Origin of the sequence: Oerskovia sp. Root22 (genome assembly GCF_001429135.1) — a bacterium.
Classification (GTDB): domain Bacteria; phylum Actinomycetota; class Actinomycetes; order Actinomycetales; family Cellulomonadaceae; genus Oerskovia; species Oerskovia enterophila.
Genome location: NZ_LMIL01000007.1, coordinates 729028 through 744871 on the forward strand (window position 1 = coordinate 729028; position 15844 = coordinate 744871).

Below are 15844 nucleotides of genomic sequence, written 5' to 3' on the forward strand. Positions count from 1 at the left end.
TTTCTGCCGTTTCGGGCGCACCTCACACTCCGTGGGACCACCGAAACCATGCGTCACCCCAACCGATGGGGTTGTATGAAGGGGCCACCATCCCCCGGTACAGCTGGAGCGTGCGATGACTACGACCACCTCGCGTCCGACAGAAGGAACACCTTGGCGATCCGGTGAGGTCGTCCCTCTCTCCGAGGAGACCCTCGCCCGCGTCGACGGCTGGTGGAGGGCGGCCAACTACCTCTCGGTGGGGCAGATCTACCTGCTCGCGAACCCCCTGCTGCGCGAGCCCCTCGACCGGGACGACGTGAAGCCCCGTCTCCTGGGTCACTGGGGCACCACGCCCGGTCTCAACTTCCTCTACGCGCACCTCAACCGTGCGATCGTCGAGCGCGAGCAGTCCACGATCTACGTCACGGGGCCCGGCCACGGCGGCCCCGGCCTCGTCGCGAACTCCTACCTCGAGGGCACGTACTCCGAGGTGTACTCCGACATCACGCAGGACACCGAGGGCCTGCGCCGCCTGTTCCGGCAGTTCTCGTTCCCCGGCGGCATCCCCTCGCACGTGGCCCCGGAGACGCCCGGCTCGATCCACGAGGGTGGCGAGCTCGGCTACGCGCTCTCGCACGCGTACGGCGCGGCGTTCGACAACCCGGACCTCCTGGTCGCGGCGGTCGTGGGTGACGGCGAGGCCGAGACCGGACCGCTGGCCACGAGCTGGCACTCGAACAAGTTCGTCAACCCGGTCAACGACGGCGTCGTGCTGCCGATCCTGCACCTCAACGGGTACAAGATCGCGAACCCGACGATCCTCGGCCGCATCAGCGACGACGAGCTGCACGACCTCATGGTCGGCTACGGGCACACGCCCTACTTCTTCTCGGGCGGGTTCGACGGCGAGGACCACTACGAGGTGCACCGCCGGTTCGCGACCCTGCTCGACGAGGTGCTCAACCACATCGCGCGGATCAAGGCCGACGCCGCGGCGGGCAACGACGAGCGCCCGTTCTGGCCCATGATCGTGTTCCGCACGCCCAAGGGCTGGACGGGACCCAGGTCCATCGACGGCAAGAAGACCGAGGACTCCTGGCGCTCGCACCAGGTGCCGCTCGCGAGCGCGCGCGACACCCCCGAGCACCTCCAGGACCTCAAGGACTGGCTCGACTCCTACCGGGTCCACGAGCTGTTCGACGACAAGGGCCGGCTCGACGCCGACATCGCGCAGCTCGCCCCGCGCGGCACGCTGCGCATGAGCGACAACCCGCACACCAACGGTGGCCTGCTCCTCAAGGACCTGCGCCTGCCCGACTTCCGCGACTACGGCGTCGAGGTCACGGCCCCCGGCGCGGGACTCTCCGAGGCGACCAGGGTCCTGGGGCAGTGGCTGACCGACGTGGTCCGCCTCAACCCGGACAACTTCCGGATCTTCGGACCGGACGAGACAGCGTCCAACCGCCTCCAGGCGGTCTACGAGGTCACGGACAAGCAGTGGAACGCCGAGTTCTTCGGGCCCGACGTCGACGAGCACCTCGCGCGCGCGGGTCGCGTCATGGAGATGCTCTCCGAGCACCAGTGCCAGGGCTGGCTCGAGGGGTACCTCCTCACGGGGCGCCACGGGCTCTTCTCGTGCTACGAGGCCTTCATCCACATCATCGACTCGATGTTCAACCAGCACGCCAAGTGGCTCAAGGTCACCAACGACATCCCGTGGCGCCGACCCATCGCGAGCCTCAACTACCTGCTCTCGAGCCACGTGTGGCGCCAGGACCACAACGGGTTCAGCCACCAGGACCCCGGCTTCATCGACCACGTGGTCAACAAGAAGGCCGAGATCGTCCGCGTCTACCTGCCGCCGGACGCCAACACGCTGCTCTCGACCTACGACCACTGCCTGCGCTCGCGCCAGTACGTGAACGTCGTGGTCGCGGGCAAGCAGCCGGCGCCGAACTTCCTGACCATGGACCAGGCCGTGGCGCACTGCACGCGCGGCCTGGGCATCTGGGAGTGGGCGGGCACCGAGGTCCCGGGCGAGGACCCGGACGTGGTGCTCGGCTGCGCCGGGGACGTCCCCACGCTCGAGACCCTGGCCGCGGCAGACCTGCTGCGCCAGCACCTGCCCGAGCTCAAGGTCCGCGTGGTCAACGTCGTGGACCTCATGCGCCTGCAGGACGAGAAGGAGCACCCGCACGGGCTCTCCGACCGCGACTTCGACACGCTGTTCACCACGGACAAGCCGGTCGTGTTCGCGTACCACGGCTACCCGTGGCTCATCCACCGCCTGACCTACCGCCGCAACGGGCACGAGAACATCCACGTGCGCGGCTACAAGGAGGAGGGCACCACCACCACACCGTTCGACATGGTCATGCTCAACGACCTCGACCGGTTCCACCTGGTGATCGACGTGATCGACCGCGTGCCCTCGCTGCGGTCGAAGGCGGCCGGGCTGCGCCAGAAGATGGTGGACGCTCGTCTCGAGGCTCGTCAGTACACGAGGGAGCACGGCGAGGACATCCCCTCGGTCCGTGACTGGGTGTGGCCCGACGCGGGCGACACCGCAACTGCAGAAGGCGGGCCGGCGTACGACGCGGCCGCCGCTACCGGAGGCGACAACGAGTGACCAGCACCGCCCGATCCATCTACCTCGCCTCACCCGAGGGTGAGACGGGGAAGTCGACGATCGCCCTGGGAGTCCTCGACCTGCTGACCCGCAGGGTCCAGCGGGTCGGGGTCTTCCGCCCCGTGACCAGGACCTCGCCCAGCGCCTTCACGGGGGCGACGGTCCCCGTCGAGGCCGTGGGCGCCCCGGGTGGGTCTGCACCGGCCGACGCCGGCTCACGCGAGCAGGACCGCGACTACGTGCTCGAGCTCCTGCTCGCGCACGACGGCGTCGACCTCACCTACGAGGAGGCCATGGGCGTCACGTACGACGACGTCCACGCCGACCCCGAGGCCGCGCTCGCGCAGATCGTCTCGCGCTACCACGAGGTCGCCAAGCAGTGCGACTTCGTGGTCGTCGTCGGGACGGACTACACCGACGTCGCGGGACCGACCGAGCTCGCGTTCAACGCGCGGATCGCCGCCAACCTGGGAGCACCCGTGCTCCTGGTCGTCTCGGGCCGCGAGCGCTCCCCCGAGGCCATCGCGAACCTCATCGAGGTCAGCGTGTCCGAGCTGCGCTCGAACCACGCCCAGCCCATCGCGGTCATCGCGAACCGCTGCCTGCCGGCCAGCATCGAGGACGTGCGCGCCCAGCTGGCCACGCTGTCGTCGGGCACGCTGCCCGGCTGGGCCATCCCCGAGGACCCGTTCCTCAACGCGCCCACCGTGGCCGCGCTCATGGAGGCCGTGGGCGGCGAGCTCGCCCTGGGCGACCCCGAGCTGCTCGGCCGCGAGGTGCTCGACGTGCTCGTGGGCGCCATGTCGCTCGAGCACCTGCTCGACAAGCTGGTCGACGGCGCCGTGGTCATCACGCCCGGCGACCGCAGCGACATCCTCATCGGGCTGCTCGCTGCCCAGCAGGCGCGCAACTTCCCGTCGCTCGCGGGCATCATCCTCAACGGCGGGTTCTACCCGCCCGACTCGACCGGGCGCCTCGTCGAGGCCCTCGACCCGAGCCTGCCGATCATCCGCACGGACCTGGGGACGTTCCGCTCGGCGAGCGCCGCGTCGCGCGCGCGAGGCCGGGTGTCCAAGGAGTCGCAGCGCAAGGTCGACACCGCGCTCGCGCTGTTCGAGCAGAACGTCGACGGCGCGGCGCTGCTCGCGGGGCTCGACGTCCCGCGCCCGGAGGTCGTCACGCCGCTCATGTTCGAGTACGAGCTCCTGTCACGGGCCCGCGCGGACCGCAAGAACATCGTGCTCCCCGAGGGCGAGGACGACCGCATCCTGCGCGCGGCCTCGACGCTCCTGGGCCGTCAGGTCGCGGACCTCACGATCCTGGGCGACGAGCAGTCGATCCGGGCGCGCGCGACCGAGCTGGGCCTCGACATCGACGCCGCGACCGTGATCGACCCGCACGACCCCGAGCTCGTCGAGCGGTTCGCCGAGGAGTACACGCGGCTGCGCGCCCACAAGGGCATGACGGTCGAGCGGGCACGCGAGATCGTGCCGGACGTGTCCTACTTCGGCACCATGATGGTCCACCTCGGCCTGGCAGACGGCATGGTCTCGGGCGCCCGGCACACCACGGCGCACACCATCAAGCCGTCGTTCGAGATCATCAAGACCGTCCCGGGCGTCTCGGTCGTCTCGTCGGTGTTCCTCATGTGCCTCGAGGACCGGGTCCTGGTCTACGGCGACTGCGCCGTGAACCCCGACCCGACCGACACGCAGCTCGCGGACATCGCCATCTCGTCCGCGGCCACGGCGCTGCAGTTCGGGATCGACCAGCGCGTCGCGATGCTGTCCTACTCGACGGGCGAGTCCGGCTCGGGCGTCGACGTCGACAAGGTGCGTTCCGCGACCGAGCTGGTGCGCAGCCGTCGCCCCGACCTGTTCGTCGAGGGCCCCATCCAGTACGACGCCGCGGTGGACGCCTCGGTGGCGGCCTCCAAGATGCCGGGCTCGGACGTGGCCGGCAAGGCGACCGTCTTCATCTTCCCGGACCTCAACACGGGCAACAACACCTACAAGGCCGTGCAGCGCTCGGCCGGAGCGGTGGCCGTGGGACCGGTCCTGCAGGGCCTCAACAAGCCCGTGAACGACCTCTCGCGCGGTGCCCTGGTCCAGGACATCGTCAACACCGTGGCCATCACGGCCATCCAGGCACAGGCAGGGTCGACCGCCCTGACCAGCACGAACGGAGCATCCGCATGACCGTCCTCCCGGAGCACGAGCGCACCAACCCGTACTCGGCGTACGGCGCGCACGGCTCGGTGCTCGTGATGAACTCGGGCTCGTCCTCGCTCAAGTACCAGCTGGTCAACCCGGTGGGCGGCGAGGCCATCGCCGCCGGGACGATCGAGCGCATCGGCGAGTCGAGCGGGGTCATCAAGCACCGCTTCGCGGGGAACACGACGACGCGCGAGGAGCACGTCGCGGACCACGGCGAGGCGCTGCGCATCGCGCTCTCGCTCTTCGACGAGGTCGGGCCGCGGCTCGCGGACGCCAACGTCTACGCCGTGGGGCACCGCGTGGTGCACGGCGGCGCGACGTTCTCGCGTCCGGTCCTGGTCGACGACGACGTGGAGCGCCAGATCCTCGACCTGGCCCCGCTCGCGCCGCTGCACAACCCGGCCAACGTCACGGGCATCTCGGTCGCGCGCCGGCTCCTGCCCGACGTCCCGCACGTCGCGGTGTTCGACACCGCGTTCTTCTCGTCGCTGCCCAAGGCCGCCTCGACCTACGCGCTCGAGAAGGAGACCGCGGAGAAGTACGGCGTGCGCAGGTACGGCTTCCACGGCACGAGCCACCACTACGTGTCGGGCAAGGTCGCGCGCGTCCTGGGCCGCCGCCTGCAAGACCTCAACATCATCGTCCTGCACCTCGGCAACGGCGCGTCGGCATCGGCCGTGCGCGGCGGGATCGCGGTCGACACCTCGATGGGGCTGACGCCGCTCGAGGGCCTGGTCATGGGGACCCGCACCGGGGACATCGACCCCGCGGTCATCTTCCACCTCGCGCGCAACGCGGGCATGTCGATCGACGAGCTCGACGACCTGTTCAACAAGCGTTCGGGCATCAAGGGCCTCGCGGGGGAGAACGACTTCCGTGCGCTGCACGAGCTCATCGCGGCGGGAGACGAGGACGCCCGGCTGGCCCTGGACGTCTACATCCACCGCCTGCGCAAGTACATCGGCGCGTACATGGCCGTGCTGGGGCGCATCGACGTGATCGCCTTCACGGCGGGCGTGGGCGAGAACGACGACATCGTGCGCGCCCAGGTCGTCGAGGGGCTCGCAGGGCTGGGCATCGCGGTCGACCCCGAGCGCAACGCGGTCCGCAGCAGGGAGCCGCGCGTCATCTCGCCCGACTGGACGAGCACGCTCGTCATGGTCGTCCCCACCATGGAGGAGCTCGCGATCGCCCGCCTGAGCGTCGAGGTCGTCGAGGAGACCGAGAAGGCGGGTCGACCTGTCACGTTCCCGCCGGCTGCGCTAGCCTCCGAGACGGTGGCCACCGAGGTCCCGGCCGAGGACGGCGCGTCCGAGCCGACCCTCGCCGTGGAGAGCTGACCTCACCACCCCGCTGACGCCGTCGGGCAGGGAGCACCGCCCGACGACGACAGTGCACCGGCACGGCACTGCCGGCGCACGACCCGAGCCACGCCTCGACCCTCTAGGGTCGAGGCGTGGCTCTTCTCATCGACCCGCCGACCTGGCCGGCCCACGGGACCCTCTGGTCCCACCTCGTGTCCGACTCCTCGCTCGACGAGCTGCACGCGTTCGCCGAGCGCCTGGGACTGGGGCGGCGCGCGTTCGACCTCGACCACTACGACGTCCCGGCCGACCGGCACGCGGACTGCGTCGCCGCGGGCGCGCACGAGGTCTCGGGCCGCGAGCTCATCGTGCGGCTGCGCGCCTCGGGCCTGCGCGTCCCTGCGCGCGAGCGCGGGGCCGCGAAGGCCGCCGCGCTCGGGGCCCGCTGGGACACGCTCCTGCCGGGCGTCCCGGGCGCGACCGAGGTCGGCGCGGACCTCGTGCGCCGGTGGCACGAGCCGCACCGCGCCTACCACGGCCCCTCGCACCTGGTGCACGTGCTCGACTCGCTCGCTGTCCTCGAGGGACGCTCGCCGGGCGTACCTGCGCGCGGCGAGCCGGCGCCGTCGGGCACGTCGCTGCGTGCGCAGCTCGCGCTGTGGTTCCACGACGCGGTCCACGAGGGCGTCGCGGGCGACGACGAGGAGGCGTCCGCTGCGCTCGCGGTGGCGAGCCTCGGCCCGCTGGTCGCCGGCCCGACGACGACGCCCGGCCCGGGCGCGGACCCCGCCGCAGGCAGCACGCACCTCACGGCCGACGACGTGGCGGAGGTCGCCCGGCTCGTCCGGCTCACCGCGAGCCACGACCCCTCCCCCGGCGACACCGCGGGCGCACTCGTGTGCGACGCGGACCTCGCGATCCTCGGCGCCATGCCCGACCGCTACGCCCGCTACGTGCGCCAGGTCCGTGCGGAGTACGCGCACGTCCCCGACGACCTCTTCCGCGCAGGACGCGCCGCGGTGCTCGAGCAGCTCCTCGCGTTGCCGGAGCTCTTCCGGACGCCGCTCGGGCGCGAACGCTGGGCCGCGCGCGCCGAGGAGAACCTCCGGACCGAGCTCGCGGGTCTCCTCGGGGCCCCGGGAGCCGTCTGACCGCTCCCCCGGGTCACAGTCTCGTCGGGTCCTTGCGGCCCGGCCTCGACGTCAGGCGGCGACGCGCGCGGTGGCGAGGCCCCTGACCCGTGACCGGCCGCTAGGCTCGCCCGCGTGAGCGAACTGCAGGGGAGCACGGCACCGACGGAGTCGACGGAACAGACAGCCCCGCCCGTCCCGACCTCTCGACGGCGTCGGCGCGTGCTCGCGCTCGGCGCTGCCGCGCTCGTGCTCGTGGTCGCGGCTCCGCTCGCCTGGGTGCAGGTCAGCGGTCAGTCCCGGGTCAGCCCCGGCGTCGCCTCGACGCCCGACCGCCCCGTAGCCCTCGTGCTCGGCGCGGGCCTGCGACCCGACGGGTCGCCGTCGACCTTCCTGCGTCGCCGCCTCGACGCGGCCCGCGAGCTCTACGAGCAGGGGAAGGTCCAGGTCGTCCTCGTGAGCGGCGACAACTCCCGCGAGGGGTACGACGAGCCGACCGCGATGCTCGACTGGCTCGTGGAGCAGGGTGTCCCGGCCGAGCACGTCGTCCGCGACTTCGCCGGGTTCGACACCCACGACACGTGCGTCCGTGCGCGCGAGATCTTCGGGGTCACCGAGGCCGTGGTCGTGACGCAGGACTACCACCTGCCGCGTGCCCTGTTCTCGTGCTCGCGGGCGGGGATCGATGCCGTGGGTGTGGGCGTCTCCTCGACGAGCGTCGAGCCCGCGAAGGCCGTGATGTACCGCGTCCGCGAGGTGCCGGCCTCGCTCAAGGCAGCCTGGGACGCCGTCACGCACCGCGAGCCCGTGCACCTTGGCACGAAGGAGACCGCGGTCACCGACGCCCTGGAGTCGCTCTCCACGGCGCCCTGACACCCACGGCAGAGCGCCCGTCCCGGAGACGGGACGGGCGCTCTGCCGTGGGTGTCGGCCGGTGCGACGCCGCTACGGCAGGCGCAGCTTCTTCATGACCGAGAACGCGGCCGTGAGCAACCGGCTGGGCCGGTCCCCCGGCTGGGCGTACAGCGTGTCGAAGCTCAGCCCGCGGGACACCCCGCGCTGGACCACGATCGTCTGGGGCTCGGTGAGCGCCTCGATGCCCTCGCGTCCGTGCCTGCGCCCCTGGCCCGACGACTTGAATCCGCCCATGGGGGCCGAGACCGACCCGAACGCCGAGGCGTAGCCGTCGTTGATGTTGACGGCGCCGGCCTCGACCTGCGCCGCGAGGCGGCGCCCACGGGCCGTGTCCTGGGTCCAGATGCTCGCGCTGAGCCCGTACTCGGAGTCGTTCATGACGCGGATCGCGGTCGCGTCGTCGGGCACGCGGGTCACCGAGACGACCGGGCCGAACGTCTCCTCGTGGGCGCAGTCCGCGGTGGGCGGGACGTGGTCGAGGACCGTGGGCGCGTAGAAGAAGGGGCCGATGTCCGCGCGGTGGACACCGCCTGCCAGCACCCGCGCGCCCTGCGCCAGGGCGTCGTCGACGTGCGCGACCACACGGTCGAGCTGTGCCTGGGACGTGAGCGAGCCCATGTCGACCGAGTAGTCGAGCGCGGTCCCGAGCGTGAGCCCGCGCACGAGCGGGACGAACGCGTCGAGGAACTCCTCGGCGATGTCCTCGTGGAGGATCAGGCGCTCGATCGAGACGCACAGCTGGCCGCTGTTCGAGAAGCAGGCGCGGACCGCGCCCTGGGCGGCCGACGGGACGTGCGCGTCCGCCGCGACGTACAGGGGGTTCTTGCCGCCGAGCTCGAGCGTGGTCCCGATGAGGCGCTCGCCCGCCTGTGCGGCGACCTTGCGCCCCGTCGCGGTCGAGCCCGTGAAGGCGATGTGGTCGACGTGGCCGGTCAGGGCGGCACCGATGTCGCCGCCGCCCGCGACGACGAGGAAGAGGTCGCCGGGCAGCCCGGCCTCCTCGAGGAGCTCGGCGGCCCACAGCGCGGTCAGGGACGTCTGCGGGTCCGGCTTGAGCACGACCGCGTTGCCCGCCACGAGCGCGGGCAGGGCCTCGGCGAGACCGAGAGTCAGCGGGTAGTTCCAGGGAGCGATGGCGCCGACGACCCCCACGGGCCGGCGGTGCACCGTGGCCCGGGTCAGGACCGGGAGCATGCCACCCACGCGACGGTCCGCGAGGTACGCGCCCGCCCGCACGCCGTAGTGCCGCGTGACCTGGGCGATGTCCGCGACCTCCTCGAACGCGCTGCGCCGCGACTTGCCGGTCTCCATCTGCAGCAGGTCCAGGACCTCGGACTGCCGCTCCAGGACCAGGTCGTGGAAGCGCAGGAGCACGGCCGCGCGCTCGGCGACCGTGGTGTGCGCCCACGAGCGCTGCGCACGCCGAGCGCGCCCGACCGCGTCCGCCACGTCCTCGACCGAGGACAGGGGGATCGCCGCGAGCGGGGCGCCCGTGAACGGGAGGAGCGAGCGGTGGTCGCCCGCGGTGTGGGAGGTGACGATCCGGGCCACGAGGGGAGCGACGACGTCGGGCTCCAGGACGTACGTGGCCGAGGGGTCCTCGGGGTCGATGAGTCCGTCGATCGCGGCGCTGCCGCCCTGGCCGCCGTCGGCTGGTTCGCTTGCCATGCGTGACAGGTTACGCGTCGCCACCCCCACGCAGGACATCCTTCACACAATCCCCCTGGCCTCACCGTCCGGGCGCAGTGCCGGGAGGCGCGGCGGGCCCGGCAGCCGGTGCCCCCGCTGCTCAGGCCTGCGCGGCCCAGGTGCGCGCGCCGTCGAGCAGGTGCGTGAGCGCTTCCTCGACGACCCGGGCGGGGTCCCGCCCGGGGGCGTACTGCGCCCACCAGACGAGCGCTGCGAAGTTCGCCGCAGCGCAGGCCCCGGCCAGCGACCGGGCGCGCAACGAGGGCTGCTCAGCCCCCTCGGCCCGCCCCAGGAACTCCGCGACCAGGACGGCCGAGGTCCCGATGCTCGACGTGCCCCAGGAGAGGAGCTCCTCGTCCGCCGCGATGAGGCACAGCCGCTGGCGCGTGACCTCGAGCGCCTCGGGCGGGAAGGTCGACGACGCCACGAACGCGTCCCGCACCACGTCGAGGGCCTCGGGCAGCCCGACGTCGCCCGCGGCGTCGAGCGCGCCCGTGATGGTCTCGCGGGCCTCGCCCGACCCGCCCCAGACCATCGCGGCCTTGGAGGGGAACAGGCGGAACAAGGTCCGACGGCCGACGCCGCACGCCTGCGCGACGTCGTCCATCGTCACGTTGCCGAACCCCTCGTCGGTGAAGAGGCGCAGGGCCGTGGCCGCCACCCGGTCCCGGTCGACGGTGGCCGGCCGACCTCGGCGCGCGGTTGTCTCCGACATCACATCTCCTCGAGGCATTTCTTTATGGCACTCAGTGTTAAAAAGGTAGCAGGGGCCACACCCGGTCCCTCCATCCGGCGGAAGGACCCCATCATGACCACGTCGACCATCCCGAACCGCTTCGCAGGAGCGACCGTCGTCGTCACCGGCGCAGGCTCCGGCATCGGCAAGGCCACCGCGACCCGGCTCCTCGCCGAGGGCGCCCGCGTCATCGCGAGCGACCTCGACGCCGAACGGCTCGATGCGCTCAGCGTAGAGGTCGGCGACGCCCCCCTGATGACCGTCGTGGGCGACGTGTCCGACGACGCGGTGATCGCGCAGATCGTCGAGGTCGGCGAAGGGCGCATCACGGGCCTCGTCAACAACGCCGGGATCATGGACGCGTTCGTCCCCACGGCAGAGATCGACGACGCCCTGTGGGAGCGTGTCCTGCGCATCAACGTGACCGCACCCATGAAGCTCATGCGCGCCGTGCTGCCCGCGATGGTCGAGGCTGGCCACGGACGAATCGTCAACGTCGCGAGCGAGGCCAGCATCCGCGCCGGCGCGTCGGGCACGCCCTACGCGACCTCCAAGCACGCGGTCGTCGGCCTCACCAAGAGCACCGCGCTCTTCTACGGCCCGGCAGGCGTGCGGGTCAACGCGGTCGCCCCGGGGGCCGTCGCGACCAACATCGAGGCGCCGTTCCGCTCCGAGCTGGGCGCCCAGCGCCTGGGCCCGATCATGCAGGCGACCGTGCCCGCGCCCGCGACCGCCGAGCAGCTCGCGGCCTCGATCACGTGGCTGCTGTCCGAGGACTCCGCCAACGTCAACGGCGCACTCCTGATGTCGGACGGCGGCTGGTCGACGATCTGACGGCACACCTTCCAGGGGCGCGGACCGGAGCGCGACCGGTCGGCTCGGTCGAGCCGACCGGTCGCGCTCGGGCTCGGCGCCGGTCCCGACGCACTGGTCCGGCTCAGACGAGGTCTCGCCCCAGGACCGTGCACTCGGCGTCGGAGTAGCCCAGCTGCTCGTAGAACCCCAGGACGGGGGCGTTGGTCGTGCGGACCATGAGCCGCACCTTGCGGGCACCGGCTGCCACGAGCCACGCCTCGGCCGCCACGACGGCATCCCTGCCGAGTCCCGCGCCCCGGAGCGCGGGCGCCACCGCCACGTAGTAGATCCAGCCGCGGTGCCCCTCGTAGCCGGCCAGCGCCGTCGCGACGACGGCCCCGCCCTCGCCGTGCGCGACCAGGACGGTGGACGTCGGGTTGGCCCGCGCGTCCGCGACGTCCCGGTGGGCGTCGTTCCACGGGCGCACCAGACCGCACTGGTCCCACAGGGCGACGACCTGCTCGACGTCGTCGTCGGCGATCTCACGGAAGTCCACGCCGCCGACCCGCAGGTGCTCGGTCGCGGCGTCGGGCGCACCCGCGGCGAGGGCGTTCGTGAGAGCGACCCCGTCGCGGATGCGGCCCGGAGCCATCAGCGCGGCTGGTACGGCGAGACGACGACCTCGACGCGCTGGAACTCCTTGAGGTCGGAGTAGCCCGTCGTGGCCATGGCGCGCTTGAGCGCACCCACGAGGTTGAGCGTGCCGTCGGCCTGGCGGCCCGGGCCGAACAGGATCTCGTCGAGCGTGCCGGCCGTGCCGACGCTCACACGCTCGCCGCGGGGAAGCTGCGGGTGGTGCGCCTCGGAACCCCAGTGCCAACCACGCCCGGGAGCCTCGGAGGCGCGCGCCAGGGCGGCACCCAGCATCACGGCGTCCGCACCGCACGCGACGGCCTTGACCAGGTCGCCCGAGCGGCCCACGCCGCCGTCGGCGATGACGTGCACGTACCGGCCGCCCGACTCGTCGAGGTAGTCGCGGCGGGCAGCCGCGACGTCCGCGACGGCCGTCGCCATGGGGGCGTGGATGCCGAGGCTCACGCGCGTCGTGTGCGCCGCGCCGCCGCCGAACCCGACGAGGACGCCCGCGGCACCCGTACGCATGAGGTGCAGGGCCGCGGTGTACGTCGAGGCGCCACCGACGACCACGGGGACGTCCAGCTCGTAGATGAAGCGCTTGAGGTTGAGCGGCTCGGCGTTGCCCGAGACGTGCTCGGCCGAGACCGTGGTGCCACGGATGACGAACAGGTCCACGCCGGCGTCCACGACCGTCTTGTAGAACTCCTGCGTGCGCTGCGGGGACAGCGCGCCGGCGACCGTGACGCCCGTCGCGCGGATCTCCTTCAGGCGCTGGGTGATCAGCTCGGCCTTGATGGGCTCGGCGTACACCTCCTGCATGCGGCGCGTCGCGCTCGCGGCGTCGAGCGTCGCGATCTCCGCGAGGATCGGCTCCGGGTTCTCGTAGCGCGTCCACAGGCCCTCGAGGTCCAGGACACCCAGGCCACCCGCGTTGCCCAGGGCGACCGCGGTCGACGGGCTCATGACGGAGTCCATGGGTGCTGCCAGGATCGGCAGGTCGAAGTGGTAGGCGTCGATCTGCCACCCCACCGACACGTCCTCCGGGTCACGCGTACGCCGGGAGGGGACCACGGCGATGTCGTCGAAGGAGAAGGCGCGCCGTCCGCGCTTGCCACGACCGATCTCGATCTCGTTGCTCACCCGACGAGGATACCGGCCCACGCCGCTCCCCCGCCCGCCCGTGCCGCCGGGTGGACTCCGCACGTCCAGCCCCGGGCACCCTGGAGCCCGCCAGACGGACCGGGCCGACGAGGCTGCCGCGGTGCCGGACGGGGCCCGGCCTCACCCTGGATGACGCGCACGCGCCCCGTGCCACGCGCGGGCGCCCGTGTCAGTGGCCGCTGGCATGCTCACCACCAGAGACCAGGACAGGTCGGGCACGGCGCAGTCGGCCGGGCCCGCCGTCCACAGGACCACCGCAAGGAGCACGACGATGAGCTGGACCACCAGGCCCCTGCTGGGCTTCGACACGGAGACCACCGGCGTGGACGTCCACAACGACCGCATCGTGACCGCGGCCCTCGTCCGGCGCGTGCCGGGCGAGAGCACCGAGGTACGGACGTGGCTGATCGACCCGGGCGTCCCCATCCCCGCGGAGGCCGCGGCGATCCACGGGATCTCGACCGAGCACGCGGTCGAGCACGGGGAGGCCCCGGGCCCGGCGCTCGAGGAGATCGCGTCGCTCATCGCCGCGGACCTCGCGCTGGGGGTACCCGTCGTCGCGTTCAACGCCGCGTTCGACCTCTCGCTGCTCGACGCCGAGCTCACGCGGCACGGGCTGCCGACGCTCGGCGAGCGCCTGGGCCGCGAGGTCACCCCCGTGATCGACCCGCTCGTGCTGGACCGCTCGCTCGACCGCTACCGCAAGGGCAAGCGCAAGCTCGGCGACCTGTGCGCGCACTACGGCGTGTTCGACGGCGGCAACCTGCACACCGCGGACGTCGACGTCCTGGCGACCCTCGACGTGCTCGAGGCCATGACCCGCACGTTCCCGGAGATCGTGGACCAGGACCTGGACGCGCTCCACCGTCACCAGATCACGGCCCACCGCGCCTGGGCGGAGAACTTCAACTCCTGGCGCCAGCAGCAGGGGTACGTCGGGGCGGGAGCCAGCACCGCCTGGCCGTCCTGACCAGCGGCGACACACCGTCTTGAACTCATAGAACAGATGAGCCAGGCGTGATGATCTCGTGAAACTGCCGCCACGCGCCAGGATCGACGCGTCAATATCTCATGCATGAGTTACGGTCGGTCCATGACCATGGTCGACGAAGCACCCCAGCACCTCGCACAGGTCGCCGCGCTCATCCGCGGCGCGCGCCAGAACAAGGGCCTGACCCAGGCTCAGCTCGCCGAGAGGCTCGGCACCAGCCAGAGCGCGATCCACCGGATCGAGCAGGGCTCGCAGAACGTGAGCCTCGACATGCTCGCGCGGATCAGCGCAGCCCTCGACTCCGAGATCATCACGTTCGGAGCCCCCAAGCACTCGCACCTGCGGGTCAGCGGCGGGCACGAGCTGTCCGGACGCATCGAGGTCAACTCCTCGAAGAACGGGGCCGTCGCCCTGCTCTGCGCGTCGCTGCTCAACCGCGGCCGGACCACGCTGCGGCGCGTCGCCCGCATCGTCGAGGTCGACCGCATCGTCGACGTCCTGCGCAGCATCGGCGTGCAGGCGACCTGGTCGACCGACGGCCGCGACCTCGAGATCGTCGTGCCCGAGCAGCTCGACCTGGCCTCGATCGACGTCGACGCGGCTCGTCGCACTCGATCGATCATCATGTTCCTCGGCCCGCTCCTGGGCCTCGAGCGCGAGTTCGCCCTCCCCTACGCCGGGGGCTGCGACCTGGGCACGCGAACCGTCGAGCCGCACATGATCGCGCTGCGCCCGTTCGGGCTGTCGGTCACGGCGGCGTCGGGCAACTACGAGGCCCTCGTGACCCCGGGCGGCTCGGAGGACCTGAGCGTCGTCCTGACCGAGCGCGGCGACACCGTCACGGAGAACGCGATCATGGCGGCCGCGTCGCGCGACGGCGTCACCACGATCCGCAACGCGAGCCCCAACTACATGGTCCAGGACCTGTGCTTCTACCTCGAGCTCGTCGGGGTCCGCATCGAGGGCATCGGCACCACGACCCTGCGCATCCACGGCCGCACCGACATCGACGCCGACGTCGAGTACGCGGTCTCCGAGGACCCGGTCGAGGCCATGAGCCTGCTGACCGCGGGGATCGTGACCGGCTCGGAGATCACCGTGGCCCGCGTGCCCATCGAGTTCATGGAGATCGAGCTCGCGACGCTCTCCGAGATGGGGCTGCGCTACTCGCTCACGCCCGAGTACCTGGCGCTCAACGGACGCACGCGCCTCGTCGACGTGACGGTCCACCCGAGCGAGCTGCACGCCCCGATCGACAAGATCCACCCCATGCCGTTCCCAGGGCTCAACATCGACAACCTGCCGTTCTTCGCGGTCATCGCCGCGTGCGCGAGCGGCCACACGCTCATCCACGACTGGGTCTACGAGGGCAGGGCCATCCACCTGACGGACCTGACCCGGCTCGGGGCCGACGTCCGGCTGCTCGACTCGCACCGCCTCGACATCACGGGCCCCACCCACTGGTCGGGCGCCGAGGTCAGCTGCCCGCCCGCGCTGCGCCCCGCGGTCGTGATCCTGCTCGGGATGCTCGCCGCGAAGGGCACCTCGGTGCTCCGCAACGTCGACATCATCTCGCGCGGCTACGAGCAGCTCCAGGAGCGCCTCATCGAGCTGGGCGCACGGATCGAGACGTTCCGCGACTGACCGCCTCTGCATGCCG

12 protein-coding genes are annotated in these 15844 nt (G+C 71.9%); 8 read left to right on the forward strand and 4 right to left on the reverse strand.

The genetic code is table 11. From position 1 onward, the window contains the following. Positions 1 to 115: 115 nt before the first annotated feature. The 5 genes from ASE15_RS08120 (at position 116) to ASE15_RS08140 (ending at position 8134) form a co-directional block, all read left to right on the forward strand. Positions 116 to 2611 carry a phosphoketolase gene (locus ASE15_RS08120; RefSeq protein ID WP_056653910.1) on the forward strand — a complete coding sequence of 832 codons (2496 nt, stop codon included), beginning with the start codon at positions 116 to 118 and terminating at the stop codon, positions 2609 to 2611. After that, positions 2608 to 4809 (forward strand): phosphate acetyltransferase, encoded by a 2202-nt coding sequence (pta, locus tag ASE15_RS08125; protein WP_056653906.1) that lies wholly within the window; start codon positions 2608 to 2610, stop codon positions 4807 to 4809. The genes ASE15_RS08120 and pta overlap by 4 nt, the downstream gene beginning before the upstream one ends. Further along, positions 4806 to 6167: an acetate/propionate family kinase gene (locus tag ASE15_RS08130; RefSeq protein WP_082618293.1), complete on the forward strand. Its 1362-nt coding sequence runs from the start codon at positions 4806 to 4808 to the stop codon at positions 6165 to 6167. Before pta ends, ASE15_RS08130 begins: the two co-directional genes overlap by 4 nt. A gap of 116 nt (positions 6168 to 6283) precedes the next feature. Beyond that, positions 6284 to 7282: a DUF4031 domain-containing protein gene (locus tag ASE15_RS08135; protein WP_056762558.1), complete on the forward strand. Its 999-nt coding sequence runs from the start codon at positions 6284 to 6286 to the stop codon at positions 7280 to 7282. Between the two features lie 114 nt (positions 7283 to 7396). Continuing rightward, positions 7397 to 8134, forward strand: a complete 738-nt coding sequence (locus ASE15_RS08140) for a vancomycin high temperature exclusion protein (RefSeq protein WP_235534260.1) — start codon at positions 7397 to 7399, stop codon at positions 8132 to 8134. A gap of 72 nt (positions 8135 to 8206) precedes the next feature. Here the strand turns inward: ASE15_RS08140 and ASE15_RS08145 are convergent, their stop codons facing one another. Both ASE15_RS08145 and ASE15_RS08150 read right to left on the reverse strand, forming a co-directional pair. After that, complete coding sequence (locus ASE15_RS08145) at positions 8207 to 9844, reverse strand: succinic semialdehyde dehydrogenase (RefSeq protein ID WP_056762733.1); 1638 nt, start codon at positions 9842 to 9844, stop codon at positions 8207 to 8209. A 121-nt stretch (positions 9845 to 9965) separates the two neighbouring features. Further along, a complete protein-coding gene (locus tag ASE15_RS08150) occupies positions 9966 to 10580 on the reverse strand; it encodes a TetR family transcriptional regulator (protein WP_056762561.1) in 615 nt (204 codons plus the stop codon). 93 nt (positions 10581 to 10673) lie between these two features. Here ASE15_RS08150 and ASE15_RS08155 point away from each other — a divergent pair, with 93 nt between their 5' ends. Next, positions 10674 to 11435, forward strand: coding sequence for an SDR family NAD(P)-dependent oxidoreductase (locus tag ASE15_RS08155; protein WP_056653897.1), 762 nt, complete (start codon positions 10674 to 10676; stop codon positions 11433 to 11435). A 103-nt stretch (positions 11436 to 11538) separates the two neighbouring features. On the opposite strand, the gene ASE15_RS08160 is transcribed toward ASE15_RS08155, so the two are convergent. After that, positions 11539 to 12048 (reverse strand): GNAT family acetyltransferase, encoded by a 510-nt coding sequence (locus ASE15_RS08160; RefSeq protein WP_082618295.1) that lies wholly within the window; start codon positions 12046 to 12048, stop codon positions 11539 to 11541. Then, complete coding sequence (locus ASE15_RS08165) at positions 12048 to 13172, reverse strand: GuaB3 family IMP dehydrogenase-related protein (protein WP_056653894.1); 1125 nt, start codon at positions 13170 to 13172, stop codon at positions 12048 to 12050. The genes ASE15_RS08160 and ASE15_RS08165 overlap by 1 nt, the downstream gene beginning before the upstream one ends. Before the next feature lie 292 nt (positions 13173 to 13464). Here ASE15_RS08165 and ASE15_RS08170 point away from each other — a divergent pair, with 292 nt between their 5' ends. Further along, a complete protein-coding gene (locus tag ASE15_RS08170; RefSeq protein WP_056762562.1) occupies positions 13465 to 14163 on the forward strand; it encodes an exonuclease domain-containing protein in 699 nt (232 codons plus the stop codon). 123 nt (positions 14164 to 14286) lie between these two features. After that, the gene (locus tag ASE15_RS08175) at positions 14287 to 15828 is read left to right on the forward strand and encodes a UDP-N-acetylglucosamine 1-carboxyvinyltransferase (protein ID WP_082609110.1); all 1542 of its coding nucleotides are present in this window, start codon (positions 14287 to 14289) and stop codon (positions 15826 to 15828) included. Positions 15829 to 15844: the final 16 nt, after the last annotated feature.

Excerpts from the sequence above, each read along its gene's own strand:
- ASE15_RS08130 (WP_082618293.1), top strand. The coding sequence starts at position 4,806 with ATGACCGTCCTCCCGGAGCACGAGCGCACCAACCCGTACTCGGCGTAC.
- ASE15_RS08160 (WP_082618295.1), bottom strand. The coding sequence starts at position 12,048 with ATGGCTCCGGGCCGCATCCGCGACGGGGTCGCTCTCACGAACGCCCTC.
- ASE15_RS08150 (WP_056762561.1), bottom strand. The coding sequence starts at position 10,580 with ATGTCGGAGACAACCGCGCGCCGAGGTCGGCCGGCCACCGTCGACCGG.
- ASE15_RS08145 (WP_056762733.1), bottom strand. The coding sequence starts at position 9,844 with ATGGCAAGCGAACCAGCCGACGGCGGCCAGGGCGGCAGCGCCGCGATC.
- ASE15_RS08170 (WP_056762562.1), top strand. The coding sequence starts at position 13,465 with ATGAGCTGGACCACCAGGCCCCTGCTGGGCTTCGACACGGAGACCACC.
- ASE15_RS08155 (WP_056653897.1), top strand. The coding sequence starts at position 10,674 with ATGACCACGTCGACCATCCCGAACCGCTTCGCAGGAGCGACCGTCGTC.
- ASE15_RS08175 (WP_082609110.1), top strand. The coding sequence starts at position 14,287 with ATGACCATGGTCGACGAAGCACCCCAGCACCTCGCACAGGTCGCCGCG.
- ASE15_RS08120 (WP_056653910.1), top strand. The coding sequence starts at position 116 with ATGACTACGACCACCTCGCGTCCGACAGAAGGAACACCTTGGCGATCC.